At 35.1% G+C, this 16,068-nt stretch carries 15 protein-coding genes and 1 pseudogene; all 16 read right to left on the bottom strand.

Features of this window, described 5'->3' with window-relative positions:
- Window positions 1-352 precede the first annotated feature (352 nt).
- The 16 genes and pseudogenes from ACQ9BO_RS19955 to ACQ9BO_RS20030 all read right to left on the bottom strand — a co-directional run bounded on the left by ACQ9BO_RS19955 (window position 353) and on the right by ACQ9BO_RS20030 (window position 16,039).
- Window positions 353-682, bottom strand: a complete 330-nt coding sequence (locus ACQ9BO_RS19955; RefSeq protein ID WP_431242174.1) for a phosphatase PAP2 family protein — start codon at window positions 680-682, stop codon at window positions 353-355.
- Window positions 669-1,103, bottom strand: a complete 435-nt coding sequence (locus ACQ9BO_RS19960; RefSeq protein WP_431242175.1) for a hypothetical protein — start codon at window positions 1,101-1,103, stop codon at window positions 669-671. The genes ACQ9BO_RS19955 and ACQ9BO_RS19960 overlap by 14 nt, the downstream gene beginning before the upstream one ends.
- Window positions 1,054-1,917: a hypothetical protein gene (locus tag ACQ9BO_RS19965; protein WP_431242176.1), complete on the bottom strand. Its 864-nt coding sequence runs from the start codon at window positions 1,915-1,917 to the stop codon at window positions 1,054-1,056. The genes ACQ9BO_RS19960 and ACQ9BO_RS19965 overlap by 50 nt, the downstream gene beginning before the upstream one ends.
- A gap of 1 nt (window position 1,918) precedes the next feature.
- Window positions 1,919-2,404 (bottom strand): hypothetical protein, encoded by a 486-nt coding sequence (locus ACQ9BO_RS19970; protein ID WP_431242177.1) that lies wholly within the window; start codon window positions 2,402-2,404, stop codon window positions 1,919-1,921.
- A gap of 50 nt (window positions 2,405-2,454) precedes the next feature.
- Window positions 2,455-2,829: a hypothetical protein gene (locus ACQ9BO_RS19975; protein WP_431242178.1), complete on the bottom strand. Its 375-nt coding sequence runs from the start codon at window positions 2,827-2,829 to the stop codon at window positions 2,455-2,457.
- 39 nt (window positions 2,830-2,868) lie between these two features.
- Window positions 2,869-3,219 carry a hypothetical protein gene (locus ACQ9BO_RS19980; protein WP_431242179.1) on the bottom strand — a complete coding sequence of 117 codons (351 nt, stop codon included), beginning with the start codon at window positions 3,217-3,219 and terminating at the stop codon, window positions 2,869-2,871.
- Window positions 3,220-3,531: 312 nt separating this feature from the next.
- On the bottom strand, window positions 3,532-6,267 hold the full coding sequence (locus ACQ9BO_RS19985) for a VCBS repeat-containing protein (protein WP_431242180.1): 2,736 nt from the start codon (window positions 6,265-6,267) through the stop codon (window positions 3,532-3,534).
- A gap of 2 nt (window positions 6,268-6,269) precedes the next feature.
- Window positions 6,270-6,824 carry an FG-GAP repeat domain-containing protein gene (locus ACQ9BO_RS19990; RefSeq protein WP_431242181.1) on the bottom strand — a complete coding sequence of 185 codons (555 nt, stop codon included), beginning with the start codon at window positions 6,822-6,824 and terminating at the stop codon, window positions 6,270-6,272.
- Window positions 6,825-6,887: 63 nt separating this feature from the next.
- Window positions 6,888-8,684 (bottom strand): FG-GAP-like repeat-containing protein, encoded by a 1,797-nt coding sequence (locus ACQ9BO_RS19995; RefSeq protein ID WP_431242182.1) that lies wholly within the window; start codon window positions 8,682-8,684, stop codon window positions 6,888-6,890.
- Between the two features lie 53 nt (window positions 8,685-8,737).
- Window positions 8,738-9,097 carry a hypothetical protein gene (locus tag ACQ9BO_RS20000; protein ID WP_431242183.1) on the bottom strand — a complete coding sequence of 120 codons (360 nt, stop codon included), beginning with the start codon at window positions 9,095-9,097 and terminating at the stop codon, window positions 8,738-8,740.
- Between the two features lie 49 nt (window positions 9,098-9,146).
- Complete coding sequence (locus ACQ9BO_RS20005; protein WP_431245175.1) at window positions 9,147-10,043, bottom strand: vanadium-dependent haloperoxidase; 897 nt, start codon at window positions 10,041-10,043, stop codon at window positions 9,147-9,149.
- A gap of 33 nt (window positions 10,044-10,076) precedes the next feature.
- Window positions 10,077-10,642, bottom strand: a pseudogene (locus ACQ9BO_RS20010) (DUF6851 domain-containing protein); the annotation flags it as partial.
- A gap of 168 nt (window positions 10,643-10,810) precedes the next feature.
- A complete protein-coding gene (locus tag ACQ9BO_RS20015) occupies window positions 10,811-11,356 on the bottom strand; it encodes a hypothetical protein (protein ID WP_431242184.1) in 546 nt (181 codons plus the stop codon).
- 178 nt (window positions 11,357-11,534) lie between these two features.
- Window positions 11,535-13,022, bottom strand: a complete 1,488-nt coding sequence (locus ACQ9BO_RS20020; protein ID WP_431242185.1) for a RagB/SusD family nutrient uptake outer membrane protein — start codon at window positions 13,020-13,022, stop codon at window positions 11,535-11,537.
- A gap of 9 nt (window positions 13,023-13,031) precedes the next feature.
- Complete coding sequence (locus ACQ9BO_RS20025) at window positions 13,032-15,311, bottom strand: SusC/RagA family TonB-linked outer membrane protein (protein ID WP_431245176.1); 2,280 nt, start codon at window positions 15,309-15,311, stop codon at window positions 13,032-13,034.
- 29 nt (window positions 15,312-15,340) lie between these two features.
- Window positions 15,341-16,039 (bottom strand): TonB-dependent receptor plug domain-containing protein, encoded by a 699-nt coding sequence (locus ACQ9BO_RS20030; protein WP_431242186.1) that lies wholly within the window; start codon window positions 16,037-16,039, stop codon window positions 15,341-15,343.
- Between the last annotated feature and the right edge of the window lie 29 nt (window positions 16,040-16,068).

Raw genomic sequence — 16,068 nt, forward strand, 5'->3', positions numbered from 1 at the left:
TTTTTAGAAAAACGGTTTGATTAAATTGAGTGTTGATAAATTAGAATCAACGGAAATAAATTCTTTTAACAAGCCCCCAAAAGTAAAGCAATACCATATTTTAGACTCCTACAAATCGTGCATTTTCTATCATAAATGAAGCAACTTGATCAAAATTCGATACCTGATCAAAGAAGAATTTCTATTGCTCTTCATTTCTATTTTCGTCATTTCAAATAATCGCTTCTTAAAAAAATCTTTGCATATTATTTTTGATATAAAAAGATTGCAATGAAAAATAGAACCCGAAAAGTTTTAGAAACTTGTCGGGTTTTAAATGGAAAATAGCAGTATGCAAAATAATCTTTTTCTATTATTCGGCTCCATCAGCCATAGCTCTTGCAAGGGCAAAACCAGCCACTTTTTTACCAAGCGTTAATCCTTTTTCACAATCACTTCTGTAATGAATAGCGCCATACATTCGTGAATTTGATGCTTCTAGCGCCATTGCTTCATATTCAGTTTTTTTAGCAGGAACAAAATGCGATAAAACTGTACTGGCAGCGACGCTAAAAGTCGAATGACCAGAAACATAAGCTGGAAAATTTGGTACTCCAGTAGTTGTTTTAATCGAAGGATCCATTTGACACGGACGTGGATTGAAATAAACGTATTTTGCATCCCAACAACTAATTGCGAGCATCCATCATCGCGACATTCAACAAGGCTAAATTTCTGGCCCAGCGCACTTCGCTGTAGGACTGTTGCACAAAAGTTTCAGAAGCAATAGCGTTCCAATGTCCAGGAGGCGTATAGGTATCTACACCATCAGCCCAAAAACTAACAATTTCCAAATGTTCACGAGACTTGTCCTGACTGAAACTTTTAATCTCGGCTAATTCTTTGGCAAAAGCTTCAGATTTTGTGGATGGCGGTGCAGGCGGACGATTTGCAACAACATCAGCTTCTGTCATTAAAAATGATTTTACTTTTCCGAATAATGGCAACATTGGAGGTCTTGCCGGTACTTCTAATGATTTCCACGGAATTTCTCCTTTTGCTTCAGTTTCAGTTTCAAATGCTCGCCCAAATTGCTGGCGTACCAATAGTTGCTCCCGCTCCATCTGTTGAAGCACGAGTGATGAATTTTGCCGCAACCTTTCTTCCTAAAATTATTCCGGCATCAACATCAGAGCGAACATTGGCACCACTGATAATGCGATATAATTTTTCTTCTTCGGCTTTTTCGTTTACATAAGCGATTTCAGTTGGAAATAATAATTTCAAAAGTTCAACGGTAACTCCCGTCACTACAGCATCTTCTGAAGGATAAGATGGCAAAGTGCTTTTAGGAATTAGAACCTGCAAACTCGGATCAACAGTATAAGGTGTCGCTCTGTTGTAAAGCTTTTTAAAATGCCAAGCGGCAACGAGAGCATCGTATTGAGCGGCGCTTACATACGCATAAGCTCTCGCCGCATAAGGAGGATTAGAAAATGGAAATTGAGGATAAGCAAACGGATTTGTCGCTGAAGGTGCTGGATACGTTCCATCTTCATTTTGATACGGTGGACGATTGTGTCGTGCGACCAAAGTTCGCAAAATTTCATTCCAACGAAGCACACTGCCGGCACTCCAATACTCTATTATTCTTTTTTGTTCTTTTGTAATAGCAACCTGAAAACTCTTTATTTCATTAATTTCTCTCGTATATGCGGCTGAATTTGTCGCCACGGGTGCGTCTATTGAAAATTCATCTGGTGCAGTCAAAAGATATGTTTTCCAAGTGCCAGCTTCAGCATCTGTATTTTTTGGGTTTAATTGTGGAAATTCTTCATTACGTTGTGTAATGTCATCATCGCAAGAATACATTAGTCCAACTGCAAAACTTAAAAACATCAGACTTTTAAATACTATTTTTTGAATACTCTTTTTCATCTTACTTGCTTTTCTTATTAAAATTAATCAGATAAAAAACACCTCCATAGAATGAAGTTGCTTCTCCAACATTTCTTCCTTCTGTTACTACATTATAGCCACCAACAATGGCTAATTCAGGTTGTTTTATAACCGTATATTTTCCATTTACACCCAATTTGAAAGCATTCATAGTATTGCTTGGGAAAGGCATGTTGTTTTTTGTAATATCAAAACCTCCAGATTGTGTAACTGAATTGTCCATAATAGCTTCTGCAATAAGTTTTGAGGAACGGTATCCGAATCTAAAATTGACATTTATAACATCCGGCATATTTACTTCATTGGTATAATGAATTTCATTGTCTAAATATGAATTTCGATCAATTGTTATATTAGCTCTTTTTAGATAAGCTCCAGATAAAGTGGCAAAAAAATGCTTATACTGGACATCTCCCATCAATCGAAGTGTTCCAGTATTGCTTCCAAGACCAAGGCTTAATGGCAAATAATCAGCGGCATAGTCTGATCCCGGCGTCGAGTAACTTCCTAAAACAATTAATGAATACTTGATATTACCAATATTTTTTTAACTGGCATGTATTTTAGAGTGAAAGTAAAATCCTGTATTCCTTTTTGACCTTTCATAGTTCCAGCGGTCGCTTTTGTTTCAACATAAGGAACAGTTAAAAGAAAATTTAACTTATCTAATATTCCATAATCTCCCATAAAAGCAGGACCTTGCGCAGATACCGTTCCAAGGTTAAGATTTTCTCTTTTAAAGGTTCCCTCCCAATATTTATCCCAGCTACTGTATTGATAAACCGCTCCAAAGCAAAAATCATTTTTCTTCATCATAAGCGCATCTATATCAGTTTGTGCGCTCATCATAACGGGAATTAGGAAGAGACAGCACAAGTATATTTTTTTCATTTTTCAATTTGTTCTGTTAGTTAATAGTTTGTTTTCTGTTTATTCATTCAGCATTTGCTGATTCTGAATAGCAGTATTTGCGGTAAATTTTTCGCGTTCTTTTTTCAAACTCATTGCTATATAATACTCTTCGTTGTATTTGCCTGCAATAACCAGTGCGCCTGCTACCAAAACAATATTTTTGATAACATATTGACCTGCCAATGTTGGTTCATAAGGAAAGATTTCAAAACAGCTGGATTTTAGAATAAAAAAAGTGGAAAGTGTTGCCATCATATGCAATAATAACAGCACAATAGTTACCGGAATTAATTTTCTAAAGAGCAATCCCAATCCTATACATACTTCACAAGTTCCAAGAATTGGAATAAAAATTCTGGCTTTAACCAAAAAACCGTTTTTGCCACCATGTCACCTGCAGGACTAAGGTCGAAGATTTTAAGAAGTCCAAACCAAATATAAATGATGACAAGAGCCATACGCATTAAGTAAACACCGTGTTTTCCTATTTTATCACTCAATGAAAAATAGAAAGAGTTAAAAGTAGTTTTCATTTTTTTTGAAGTTTTGGATTAGTTAATTAAATGTGTGTAAAAACAATTCCGTACAATGTCTTAATGACATTGTACGTATTGTTTTTAAAAGTCAATCTTGCACTCCGAAATCAGAGATCTGAAATTTTTTCTTGACTTGCTATTTACTTTAATTAATCCTGACGCTTTGCAAAAACGAATTGTTTTTGGTGACTAAGAGATATGTTTTTCCTTGTACTTTTATTTTTTCCATGTTTTTAACATCGCCCGGAGTAAAAAATCCGCTTTCAACTGCCGTTACCGATTTGAATTTTCCTTTTCCATTCCCTTTTAAAAACAATCCATGACCGGCATCGTTTCGAGGAGTTTCTACTTCAGAATTGTACATGTTTCCTGTAATCAACGCATCTAGATTTCCGTCTTTGTCATAATCATCTATCATTATTTGATTGATACAGCTAAGCTGTGCTTCAACAGGCAGTTCATGAATAACAAATTTTCCGTTCCTATTTTCCAAATAAATACTGGCAAATGATTTCACTTTGTAATGCAAGGCTTCTTTAAGTGATTTTTCGGTATAAACATCAACCAGAGTCGCTTCTGAAAAACTTTCGTAGTCTTTGAATTTCTTCTTGATATTCGGAATCTGTTGTGACGAACAACCACGTCCACGCACCGGATATTGCTTGCCATCATTATAATAACTCAACACAATATCTTTGTGTTTATCGTTGTCAAAATCTTTCACAAAAATGTCAAAAGTCTCGTTTGGAGTAGCTTTGTACTTGTAATTCAAGCCGTTGTTCCCAACGATATAATCCATGTCGCCATCCTTGTCAAAATCTCCTTGCTGAATACTCCACCACCAGCCTGTCGTATCATCGTTAAGTCCCATGTCTTTTGTAACTTCTTTGAAGCCTGCTTTTGAATTTTGAAAAATTCGGATAGGCATCCATTCGCCCACAACAATAATATCATCTAATTTATCATTATTGATATCTGTAATTACGGCACTTGTTGCCATTCCGAGATTAATGAATTCTTTAGGAGCTTTTTTAGAAATTTCAAATTTTGGTTGTGTTGCAGTGCTTAAGTTATGCGACAAATAAGTTGTTGTTGGCGAAGGATATTGTCCCGGAACTTGTCTTCCTAAAACCAAAAGATCCTGCTTTCCATCTTTATCATAATCGATTGGATACACTTTTGAACCACTTACCAACATTGATGGCAATACTCCGACTGGAGCTTTGGCAAAATCACCTTTTCCGTTGTTGATATATAATCTGTCTTGTAATTTTGGGTCATTAATCAAAAACTCGTAACCACCACTCACTACATACAAATCGTTATCTCCATCATTATCAGCATCAAAAATTAATGCTCCTGTATCTTCACTCGCTTTATCCAGTTCCAATGCAGGAATATTCTTTTCGACAAAACCATTTTTAGTCTGAAAAAACATTTTTCCAGAATAAGTTGCTGAACCTCCAATGAAATAATCGTCAAGACCATCTTTATTCAAATCTCCAACAGCAATCACAGGTCCAAAAGTTGACATTTTATGAGGCAGTAAAACCTGATCTTTAAAATCATCATATTTATTTTCTTCGTGTTTAAAAACTGGGAAGACCTTAGTTTCAGTTGCAAATAATTGCTTTTTAGAAGTTGTAGCCACTACTGGTTCTTCTTTAGCATCTTGCTCTTTAAAATGAAGTGTTTGATTCGCTTTTACATTGTTTAGTTTTTGTACTTTGCCATTTGTCCAAACTACTTTTACTTCGTCTATTGTTTTTTCCTTGCCCACTCCAAAATGCAGTTCAGGAGCAACAGATGACTGAAAACCTCTTGTTAAAGTAAGTTCTTGCATTTGAGTTCCTTTTTTGGTTCTCACATAAACACGATTTCCAAGACCATAAACATTTTTTGAATTGCCTTTGAAATCGACTTTGACATAATTGTTTAGTTTTGAACTTGAATTTTCGAAAACTGATGCATAATCGTCGATATTATTTACTACAATATCCAAGTCGCCATCGTTATCTAAATCAACGTAAGCAACGCCGTTTGAAAAACCTTTATATTCAATTCCCCATTTTTTATTTGCCTGCTCAAAATTTAAATTTCCATTATTTTGAAACATGAAATTATCGATTTTCTCAGATGGAATTTCCTGTGATTTTTTCAGCAAATCTTTTGGTTTTAAATTTAACGTTTCAAGGCTATGAAAGAAATCATTGTTGTTGATTTCCCTTCTTGTTCCGTTAGTTACAAACAAATCTTTATTTCCGTCGTTATCAAAATCGGCAAATAAAGGTCCCCAACTCCAATCTGTAGAAGATGTTCCTGTGATACGCGATACATTGCCAAAATGCGGAATCCCGTTTTCATAAACACCTGTATTTAACTGCATACAATTGTGCATGTATTGGTAATTAAAACCGGCATCAATTACATCCCAAAAAAGTTTTGGATTCATACTGGACATGTTTGCCTTTTTACGGCGATTGTCCTTTGCGTCCATGTCAACCTGAAAAAGATCTAAATTTCCATCGTTATTGAAATCTGAAATATCAACGCCCATTCCGTAAAATGAATTATGCGCCATTGCTTCTTTTACCACTTCCTTAAAAGTTCCGTCCTGATTATTTATGTATAAAAAATCTGGTGAGTTAAAGTCATTTGAAACATAGATATCGGGCCAGCCATCATTATTTAAATCGCCTACTGTTGCGCTTAAAGACAAACCATAGTTTTTTACACCCGCTTGTTCAGTAACATTCGTAAAATGATTTCCATCATTTCGATACAAATGTCCAGATTCATTGTCTTTGACATGAAGCATCATTTGGACATAATCACCCGTTGCAGAATTAAATTTCGTAGGCGGATAATTGGCAACAAACAAATCTAGATCACCATCTTTATCATAATCAAAAAAGTTCCCTGAACGCTGTTTCCTATATCATCAATTCCGTATTCTTTGGCTTTTTCTGTAAAAGTGCCGTTTCCGTTATTGATATATAGCTCATTGTTTTTAGGTCCAAATTTTCCTCCCACGCTACAATAAATATCTAAAAATCCGTCTCCATTTACATCGGCCATTGTAACTCCGGTATACCAACGGCTATCGCCTCCTACACCAGCTTTTTCTGTAATATCTTCAAATTTTAAATTTCCTTTGTTTAAGTATAATTTGTTTGAAACCTGATTTCCTGTAAAATAAATATCAACCAAACCATCGTTATTGATATCGCCTGTTGCAACTCCACCTCCTAAATAAATATAGTTGTAGGTAAAGTAATTCAGTGAATCATTTTCTTTCAGGTTATTGCTGAAATCAATTCCTGTATCAGAACGATCTAAAGTTGTAAAGATCTTTTGATCAGAATCTTTAGAACAGCTTGCAAGTATTAGTAAGCTCACAATGCTCAAAAAACCTGCTATCGTATTTATGTTTTTCATTTTTATGTTTCTAAAATTTATCAATTTGTCTAATGAATTAACCTCCTAATTCCGAGCATTTTATTACATACAGATAGGCGATCTCGCTCCGGCCGTAGGAAAAGAAAGTTTTTTAAGATTTATGTTTGAAAATTCTTTTTCGCCTTCAATTATTTTGATGAATTGATTAGGCTTTACATTTTTAAACACTTGCTTTTTTTGATTTTTTGGCCAGATAATTTCAATTTGGTCAATAATTGAAGCTTGTCCAATTCCAATTTCCATTCGCAATGCCGAGGCTCCAAAACTTCCCCCTGAATTTAAGATTCTGTACACAGATCGTGAAATGCCGTTTTCTTTGAAAGTTATTCTTACTTTGGCACCAATGGCAGAACGATTGCTTTCTGTACCTTCGAGCTTAATCTTAATCCAGCGATTGTTGTTTTGGCCGGGGTTCAGGTATAAAGAATTATTGAAAGCATCTCCAAAATAAGCTCCTCCAACTTCAATGAAAATATCGCTGTCGCCGTCGTTATCAAGATCGTTAAACGCTACGGCATGTCCTTTTTGCAAATTCCCCATACGACTTGAAACCGTTACATCAGCAAATTTTCCATTACCCATATTTCTGAATAATTTATTAGGAGATAAGGATTTATAATCTGGATTTCCAGTACCTAGGTACATATCCAAAAAACCATCATTATCAAAATCTCCAAAATTGGAACCCATCGCAAAAACAGTTTTACTCAGACCCGATACTTTTGAAACATCAGAGAAAGTACCGTCATGATTATTATGATACAAGTACATTTTACTGCTTCCATTCGGGATATTTAGTGCTTCCATTGCAGTCTCAGCGGCAATTGATCCGTTGTACTGATAACCGCATACAAAAATATCCTGCCAGCCATCATTGTCGTAATCCCAAAACCAAGTTGGAAAAGTCATGACATTGATTCCTGCTAAACCAGCTTCATCTGTAACGTCTTTAAATTGTGGAATGCCATTTTTAAGTCCGATATTTTTTAATAATATCTTCTTTTTATTCATTCCGGAAAGAAACAAATCAATATCGCCATCATTATCATAATCAGCGGATGTTGCTCCTTTGATAAAAGCAATAATGTCACATTTTGCTTCTTTTGCAACATTGGTAAATGTCCCGTCTTGATTATTGAGATACAATTCAGAAGGATATACTCCATCATCAGAGGACTCGTTTCCAATAAATAAGTCTAAATAGCCGTCATTATTAAAATCATTCCAATTACCGGCTTGAGTAGGAAATTCAGAATATAGACCACTTTTAATAGTAACATCGGTAAAAGTGCCATCGCCGTTGTTGCGCAATAATGAGTTGGGTTGTCTGCCGCATTTGTGCATCCAAGCTCCTCTTAAAACAAAAATATCAACATCGCCGTCATTGTCATAATCTGCCTGGATCATATTCAGACCGCCTTTAAATCTGCCTATTTCTGAAATTTTGGATACATCTGAAAATTTTCCTTTTAGATCATTTTGATAGTAATGCATCACACCATCCAAACTCCAGTCTGAAGTAAGAATATCCAGATAATTATCATTATTGAAATCATCAACAATTACTCCGCCCGACATATTTCTGCTTTTTATGCCCACGTTTGGCGCAACATCCAAAAACGGTTTTATATGGTAGTCTGAGTTGTCTTTGTTCAGATTAGGTATCAGCCATTTTTGAGGAACGCTTGAAGGATAACCCCCTAATGTCATGTAAGCAATATTAAGCAACCATCTTGATTCATAATCATTTGGATCTAAATCCAATAACTTTTTATAAATTTCGATTGCGTTTTGAGATCCCTGACGTATAGTATGAATACCATTTTTTTGAATAGGCATAATACACGATTCTGGATTGTGGTAATTGACACAATTTTGCTTCTCACCCAGTCTCATATAAGCAATTGCCAAACATTTAAGCGCTTGTGGATCATCTTTGCCATCAATCGCTTTTTTCTTTTGATGGCATTTTCCATAATTGAAACAGATTCTGCTTCTTTTCCGAATTTCAGCAAAGCATTTCCTTTATTCAATTCGTTGAATAATTTGAAAAAACCTTCATCAGAACTATTGATTATAGAATCATAATAGGCGACTTCTGCCTTTGCGGCAAAAGGATTGCTCTTGACATTATACATCATTTTTCTCGCATCCAAAATCTTAATCATCTTGTCATTCGGATTGGAAAAATAATCGCATGAAACTGCCAAAACAGAAACTATCAATAAAAATACTACTGGCTTAATTTTCATAATTAAAACATTTTCAGAAAAAATCAGTTCCATTTTAAAATTGGAACACTTATTCAATTGAAGTAATTTTATCTATAGTTTTATTTCCGATATGAAAATTGTAGAATTTCCAAACCTCGTGAGCTACGTTTCTTCCAAGTTTAAGTCCTTCAACATTATCTGCCTGAATGTGATAGCCTCCCATAACTCTGGAAATTCCAGCCATATTTGCTGTTTCTGTAAATGTTGGAAATTTTAGTACAACAGGTTTCCCGACGTTATCTGGTTCTGTCATTGATCCTGGCGCATTTACTGTTGCAGACTCTCCAAAAGCGTCGCTTCCTGTCCATAGTTTTAATGCTTCACCGCGACCACCACTAATTGTACTGTGTCCGGAAACATAACCGGGAAATGCAGGACATAAAAAAATATCTGGCGAATAGGGTCTCCAGTCTTGCCCTTTCATATCTATATTTCCAAAACCTGGTCCGCCCCAAGCATTTATAGTTTTGTCTTTAAAATAATAATGCACTAAAGCATAAGGACGAGCAAAATCATAAAACATTTTTGTATCCCAGCATGCTATAAAACAATCCATAGCCGTCACCTGATTATAAAAAAACATTTTCACATCCTGATCCAGCGTGTGCTTGTCTCGTCTTGAAACATCTTGAGCAAATTTTAGCCAGTGTCCAGCTTGTTGCACTGATTTTGGACCATCACGCATAAATTCTACTAATGCTTTTTGTTCGTTAGTAAGATTATGTTGCAAGTCGATTAGTTCTTTAACTTCATTTTTTAGTTGTTCAGAATCTAAAGAAGGTGGTGACATTGCACGAAACTGATCTCCAGTTTTTAATCCAACAGGTTTTACTTTACCCCAAAATGGCGTCATGCAACCTGGTGCGAACTTTCCACCTTTTCCATCTGAAAAATATTTTGGTTGCCAGTGATTTACATCAACCATTTCGTCGGCAGTGTTTACTGGCTTATAATTTACATAGTTAAAATAGGGAGTTCCATTTGATCCATCTTCTTCTCCATATTGATTTGAACCGTCATGTTTTCTGGCTTCAATTACTGATTTGGCGGCTAAATTTCCTATCCCTACTGGTGTTTTAGGATCAAGGGATTTATCATTAGGATCCAATCCTAATTCTATCATATATGCTTTAAAAATTTCTTTGTCTGAAAAAAATATTCACACAATGCATTGTAAGCGGCATAACTAATAGCAATCTCTTTATTTTTTAAGGTTTGTTCTTTCTGAGGTCTTCTTTCTGCATCTTTTAAATATACGGGAATTGCCTTTTCATCATAACGGCTCCAGGCATCAAAAATGGCAACAAATGTTAATCCTAAAAAACGGGAAGTAACAGTTGGTCTTGGCTTGAATCTATCGGTATCATTTGCCGTTGCATTGATCGCAATTTCGCTCCATTTATAAGCCATATTGCTTGTTCCTGTTGGCTCAGCTTGTTTTTTATTGTCTTTGTTCTGGGCAAACGCAGATATGCTTAAAGCACTAAACAATAGCACTTTAAACAAAAATTTATATAATTTCATTTTTGGTTAGGTTTATATGGTTATGTAATAGTTTCTTAATCAATTATGTACACTAATTGACTGAAAAATTTAAATAATCACAATACATCTTATGGCAACACCAAAGATTGAATTGCTGGACCTGATTAAATAGTCAAGATCTTTTAAATTTTTAACGTGAAAGAAATATTATACCATATCCGGAGGAGGAGAAACCGTGGTAAAATACCCAGAAAGCAGGTCGCTTTTGGGTGTATATGGACACAATTTGGTCGCATAAAATGCTTTTGATGCCGTAACTACCAAATCAATTTTATTATTAATAGGGATATAATCCGTGATGAAAGATTTCATTATTTTTTTACTTGGATTTTCTTTGTTAGAAGAGGTGTCGAAAATTTGACTGTCGACAATTTTTTTCAAATCCTTGCTAAAAACTTTGAAATGGTAATTTTTTAAACAATATAATTTTAGAACATTGTTTACAATTCTTTTCTTAAAAACATGATAGGTCTTATTTTCGATTGTAAAATCTTCGTTGACCTCTTCAAAACCTGAATCCACGACATATGCGTAAGGATCAATCTGAATTTCGATAACTTCAAAATTTATATCTTCAGTTTTTTCCATAGCAGTCACCCACACTTGCTCTTGTTGTTCCGCAAACATGATATAAAATCCTAAAACATTGTAAAACAACGTTACGATTAAAAAAAGTGATGCAATTTTTTTCATTTTGAATAAAACTGGTCTGTGGTATTTAAAAAAGTATTTTAATACTAAAACAGTAAATTATAAGTGTCTAAATTTTAATGGTTTTGCAACATATAAAATAGTGATAAACAGCGCACTTGCATGCGCTGTTTCTCAAACTACTAACTAACTTAACTTAAACTAACTAACTTCAATTTATTTAATATCCAGGATTATTATTACTTGGTTTTATATTTGGATTTGAAGACGTTTCTCTATTTGGTATTGGCCACAATTCGCTTTTACCAGCTTTAAAGCCAGTTCCTGCTAATTGAGTACTAGCAATGCCCCATCTAATTATATCATCAAAACGAACTTGCTCGCCAGCCAATTCTACTTTGCGTTCGTGGATAAGAGCTGTAAAAACTTGGTCTTTTGTAAGAGTTGTAGCCAACAATGGTACACCTGCTCTTGCACGAACCTGATTGATGTAACCAATCGCTGTTGCTTGCACACCGCCCGATCTTAAGCTTTCACATTCTGCCATCATAAGCAAGACATCAGAATAACGCATAACTTTGAAGTTGATGCTTGAATCAAGATTTTCGTCAGTACGTTTATAATAGTTTTGATATTTTTTCCAGCCTGCTCTTCTTAAACCTTCAGATGAAGAGAAATTAGCGACTGTCATCGTGTTGTTTCCGTTATTATATTTAGATCCCGGCACGTAAAAAGTATCACCAAAACGTTTGTCGCCTGGCTCATATTCATCTAATAAATTATCAGACGGATATACATTGTACCAACCTAGGTTACCATATTCCTGACCTCTAAGTGTAGATTCAGCAACACCATCTCCAGCGGTATCACTACCCCATTTATCAGCTACTCCTAATTTTTCGTCATATTCAATTTCGAAGATTGATTCAGGACCATGTTCTGTCTCATCCATGAAATTGTTATAGAAATTAGTTTCTAAGCTAAATCCTGTCACTTTGTTAAAAGCGACCAAAGCTTCATCATATTTCTTTTGGTACAATAGCGCTTTCCCTAAGTAAGCGAAAGCTGCTTCTTTTGTTGCTCTTCCTTTGTCTTCAACATTTTTGCTCAATAGATTTTTAGAAGCAAAATCAAAATCAGACACAATCAATTTATACACTTCATCTTTAGGACTTCTTGGATTACCAACGATAGTTTGCTTTGTATAAATTGGAAGATCTCCAAAACGAGGGACTAATAAAAAGTAATAGTATGCTCTTAAAAAATGAGCTTCTCCTAAAAACTTATTCTTTTTCTCTTGTGATAGAATTGAATTTGGTAAAGCATTGATTTTATCTTCATTGTCTAAAACAAAATTCGCTTTGGAAATTCCTAAATAGCAGGTTTCCCAATAAAATTGGATAATATCGCTACTTGCATCAAAAGAGAAATCAAGAAAAGGTTTTTTATTTCCTTCCAACTGTGGATTCCCTTTATTTTCTTGAGCCATATTATCTAAAGCAAAGAAAATGTGTCGTGCATATAATCCTCTTGTTTGTAAGTTTGCATAAGCAACATTTACTGAAGCCTGTACTTGAGTTTCGCTTTTAAAGTATGTTTCCGGCGATAGCTCGTTTGGATTGCTCAATTCTAAATCATTGTCGTTACAAGAATTTATAGTAAAAATTCCTAGTAATATCGCAACTGTATATTTTATTTTTCTCATCATCTTTATAAATTAAAATGTAACATCAAGTCCAAAAATTATTGATTTAGGTTGTGGGTATCTTCCTATATCAATTCCAGCAGAATTTGCATTAGCATCTACACGAGCAATTTCAGGATCTAAGCCAGAGTACTTTGTAATTGTAACAAGATTTTGCGCACTTAGATAAAAGCGTATGTTTGTAAAATGGTTGTCGAAAGTGTCTCCTGATAAAGTATATCCAAGAGTCACATTTTTTAACCTTGTATAAGAACCATCTTCAACATATCTTTGACTTGCAGATGACCAGTTTTGCCCCGCACCAAGTGCTCTAGGCAATGTCGCCGAAGGGTTGGTAACTACTCCATTTTGAACAATTGATCTGTCTAAAACATCTGTACTAGCATTAAATAAACGCCGCATGCCTTCTAGATCAAATTTATTTGAATTAAAAACGTCATTACCGCTAACTCCAGTTATGAAACAGTTGAAATCGAATTTTTTATATGCGGCAGTAAGGTTTAAACCATATGTAAAATCTGGATATGGATTCCCAATATTTGTTTTATCATCTGAATTGATAACTTTATCTCCGTTTCTATCAACAAATTTGATATCGCCTGGCTGTACTGTAGTTTGGCCAGGACCAAAAGCAACATCAACTTCTGCCTGATTTTTATAAATTCCATTGGTTTGATAACCCCAGAAATAGAACAATGGCTGGCCAACTTCCAATCTTGAGAAACTCTCTAAACCAGCTCTTCCTGACGGCCCTCCTAATACGCTAGTTACACCTGGTGCCAAACTCGTTACCTCGTTTTTGCTTGTTCCTAAATTCGCAACAACAGACCATGTAAAATCACCTTTTCTATCATTGTAGCCAAGTGATAGTTCAAATCCGTGTACTTTTGTATTGGCAATGTTTTGAGTCTGAGTTCCTCCACCAGCTGAACCTACAGAAGCAGGAAGCGGCACTGCGAAAAGAATATCACTGCCTTTATTGTTGAAATACTCAAAACTTCCAGTGAATGCTTCATCAAATAATCCAAAATCCAAACCAATATTTCTATCCGTTTTAGATTCCCATTTCAAATCTGGATTAGAAGCTCTACCAGCGGTAACACCTGAAGCCGCCGCTCCATTAATTGGATAAATATAATTTGTCGCCAAAGTTCCACTGTACTGATAATTGTCAATAAGGTCATTACCCGTTGTTCCGGTACTTGCTCTAAGTTTCAATGTGCTGAAGATGGAATTTGCCATGAAACTTTCTTTTGCAATATTCCAACCTAAAGCTACTGAGTAAAAATTACCATAGCGATTATTAGAACCAAAACGAGAAGATGCATCTCTACGTCCTGAAATTGCAAACAGATATTTATCGTCGTAGTCGTAATTAATACGAGCAACATAACCTAAATTATTTGTCTCACTGCTTGTTGATGCCAAATTTGCATCTTGAAGTCTCAATTGATCAATTTCATCTGAAATATAGTAACGGCTACTTGCTACAAGATTCTGAAATTTATTCTCGATTTTAGTAATTACTCCTACTGCTTCTACGTGATGTTTTTCTGCAATGGTAGTTTTGTAAGTTAAACTATTATCAAAAACAATAGTTTGACCTTGAGAATTTGTTTCTGCAGTTGATGAATAAGCTTGTTTATGAGCTGAACCATCGCTGTAGCTTGGAATAAAAGTATGATCTTCATTTGTAAAATAATCCAAAGCAACTTGTGATCTGAATTTCAATCCTTTAATGATTTCCACTTCAGCGTAGATGTTTCCAATTATAGATAAACCCTTAATGTACTGATATCCTAAATTTGCCACACGAACTGGGTTTTCAGCATCTTGTCCATCAGCAGTAGAAGGACCTTGATAACCTCCTAAATTGTTTGCATTGTAAACAGGCAAGTATGGCGCCATTTTGATAGCATGCTCCAATAATGTTCTACCTCCTGATGCACGTTCTGGATTAGTCTTGCTAAAAGATACTCCAATATTACTTCCTACAGTCAATCTACCGATGTTTTGCGTATTATTTGCTCTAAAAGAATAGCGCTCAAAACCGGTGTTTATAACAGCTCCTTCCTGCTTTAAATATCCAGCAGAATAACGGCCAGTAGAATTATCTGTTCCGTTTGAAAAACTTAAATTGTAATCCTGCATTACACCATCCTGAAAGATTTGGTCTTGCCAATTTGTATTTATATTGCCAAATTCTGTCGCTCTTGCTGTTAAGTCACTTCCTAAATCTTTTGCATATTTAAGATATTGTTGTGTATTTAAAACATCATATCTTTTAGTAATTCTCTGAAAACCTGCATAAGTACTAAAATTTAAGGTACCTGCTCCTTTTTTCCTTTTTTTGTAGTTACCATAACCACACCGTTATACGCTTTAGAACCATATAAAGCTGTCGTTGAGGCATCTTTTAAAACAGATATACTCTCGATGTCGCTAGGATTTAATCCTGATAAATTACCAGTTAATACGCCATCGATTACATATAAAGGTGTGCTGTTTCCCATTGTAGCCAAACCACGAATACTAACCGTAGGGCTAGAACCAGGTGCTCCATTTACAACAGTAACACCTGTCGCTCTACCTTGTAAAGCAGACTCTGCATTAGTAATAGGAACTGCCGTAATATCTTTTGAGGTAACGGTTGAAATTGCTCCAGTCACTTTAGTTCTTTTTTGTGTACCGTAGGCAACAACAACTTCTTGCAAGTTTTGTGCTGACTCAACTAATGTAACATCAATTGTAGTACGAGTTCCTACTGCAACCGTTTGCGTAACTAAACCAACATAAGAAAATGTTATTTTGTCTGTTGGATTAACTCCTTTTAAAGAATACTTACCATCAAAGTCTGTTGATGCACTATTTTTTGAACCCTGTACAATTATGGTGGCGCCAGGTAATGGAAATCCCGAAGGATCTGTTACCACACCTTGTACGGTCTTGGATTGTGCCATCATATTCTGATAGCTTATCATCAGCAATGCGATTATTGCAAATTTTAATTTTAACTTCATAATTGGTTTTTTGTTTTAGTTAAATAATT

It is taken from the genome of Flavobacterium sp. P21 (assembly GCF_050632225.1).
Lineage (GTDB): Bacteria > Bacteroidota > Bacteroidia > Flavobacteriales > Flavobacteriaceae > Flavobacterium.

Excerpts from the sequence above, each read along its gene's own strand:
- ACQ9BO_RS19955 (WP_431242174.1), bottom strand. The coding sequence starts at position 682 with ATGCTCGCAATTAGTTGTTGGGATGCAAAATACGTTTATTTCAATCCA.
- ACQ9BO_RS19960 (WP_431242175.1), bottom strand. The coding sequence starts at position 1,103 with ATGGAGCGGGAGCAACTATTGGTACGCCAGCAATTTGGGCGAGCATTT.
- ACQ9BO_RS19965 (WP_431242176.1), bottom strand. The coding sequence starts at position 1,917 with ATGAAAAAGAGTATTCAAAAAATAGTATTTAAAAGTCTGATGTTTTTA.
- ACQ9BO_RS19975 (WP_431242178.1), bottom strand. The coding sequence starts at position 2,829 with ATGAAAAAAATATACTTGTGCTGTCTCTTCCTAATTCCCGTTATGATG.
- ACQ9BO_RS19990 (WP_431242181.1), bottom strand. The coding sequence starts at position 6,824 with ATGAAAAACATAAATACGATAGCAGGTTTTTTGAGCATTGTGAGCTTA.
- ACQ9BO_RS19995 (WP_431242182.1), bottom strand. The coding sequence starts at position 8,684 with ATGCCTATTCAAAAAAATGGTATTCATACTATACGTCAGGGATCTCAA.
- ACQ9BO_RS20000 (WP_431242183.1), bottom strand. The coding sequence starts at position 9,097 with ATGAAAATTAAGCCAGTAGTATTTTTATTGATAGTTTCTGTTTTGGCA.
- ACQ9BO_RS20005 (WP_431245175.1), bottom strand. The coding sequence starts at position 10,043 with ATGGTTGATGTAAATCACTGGCAACCAAAATATTTTTCAGATGGAAAA.
- ACQ9BO_RS20015 (WP_431242184.1), bottom strand. The coding sequence starts at position 11,356 with ATGAAAAAAATTGCATCACTTTTTTTAATCGTAACGTTGTTTTACAAT.
- ACQ9BO_RS20020 (WP_431242185.1), bottom strand. The coding sequence starts at position 13,022 with ATGATGAGAAAAATAAAATATACAGTTGCGATATTACTAGGAATTTTT.
- ACQ9BO_RS20030 (WP_431242186.1), bottom strand. The coding sequence starts at position 16,039 with ATGAAGTTAAAATTAAAATTTGCAATAATCGCATTGCTGATGATAAGC.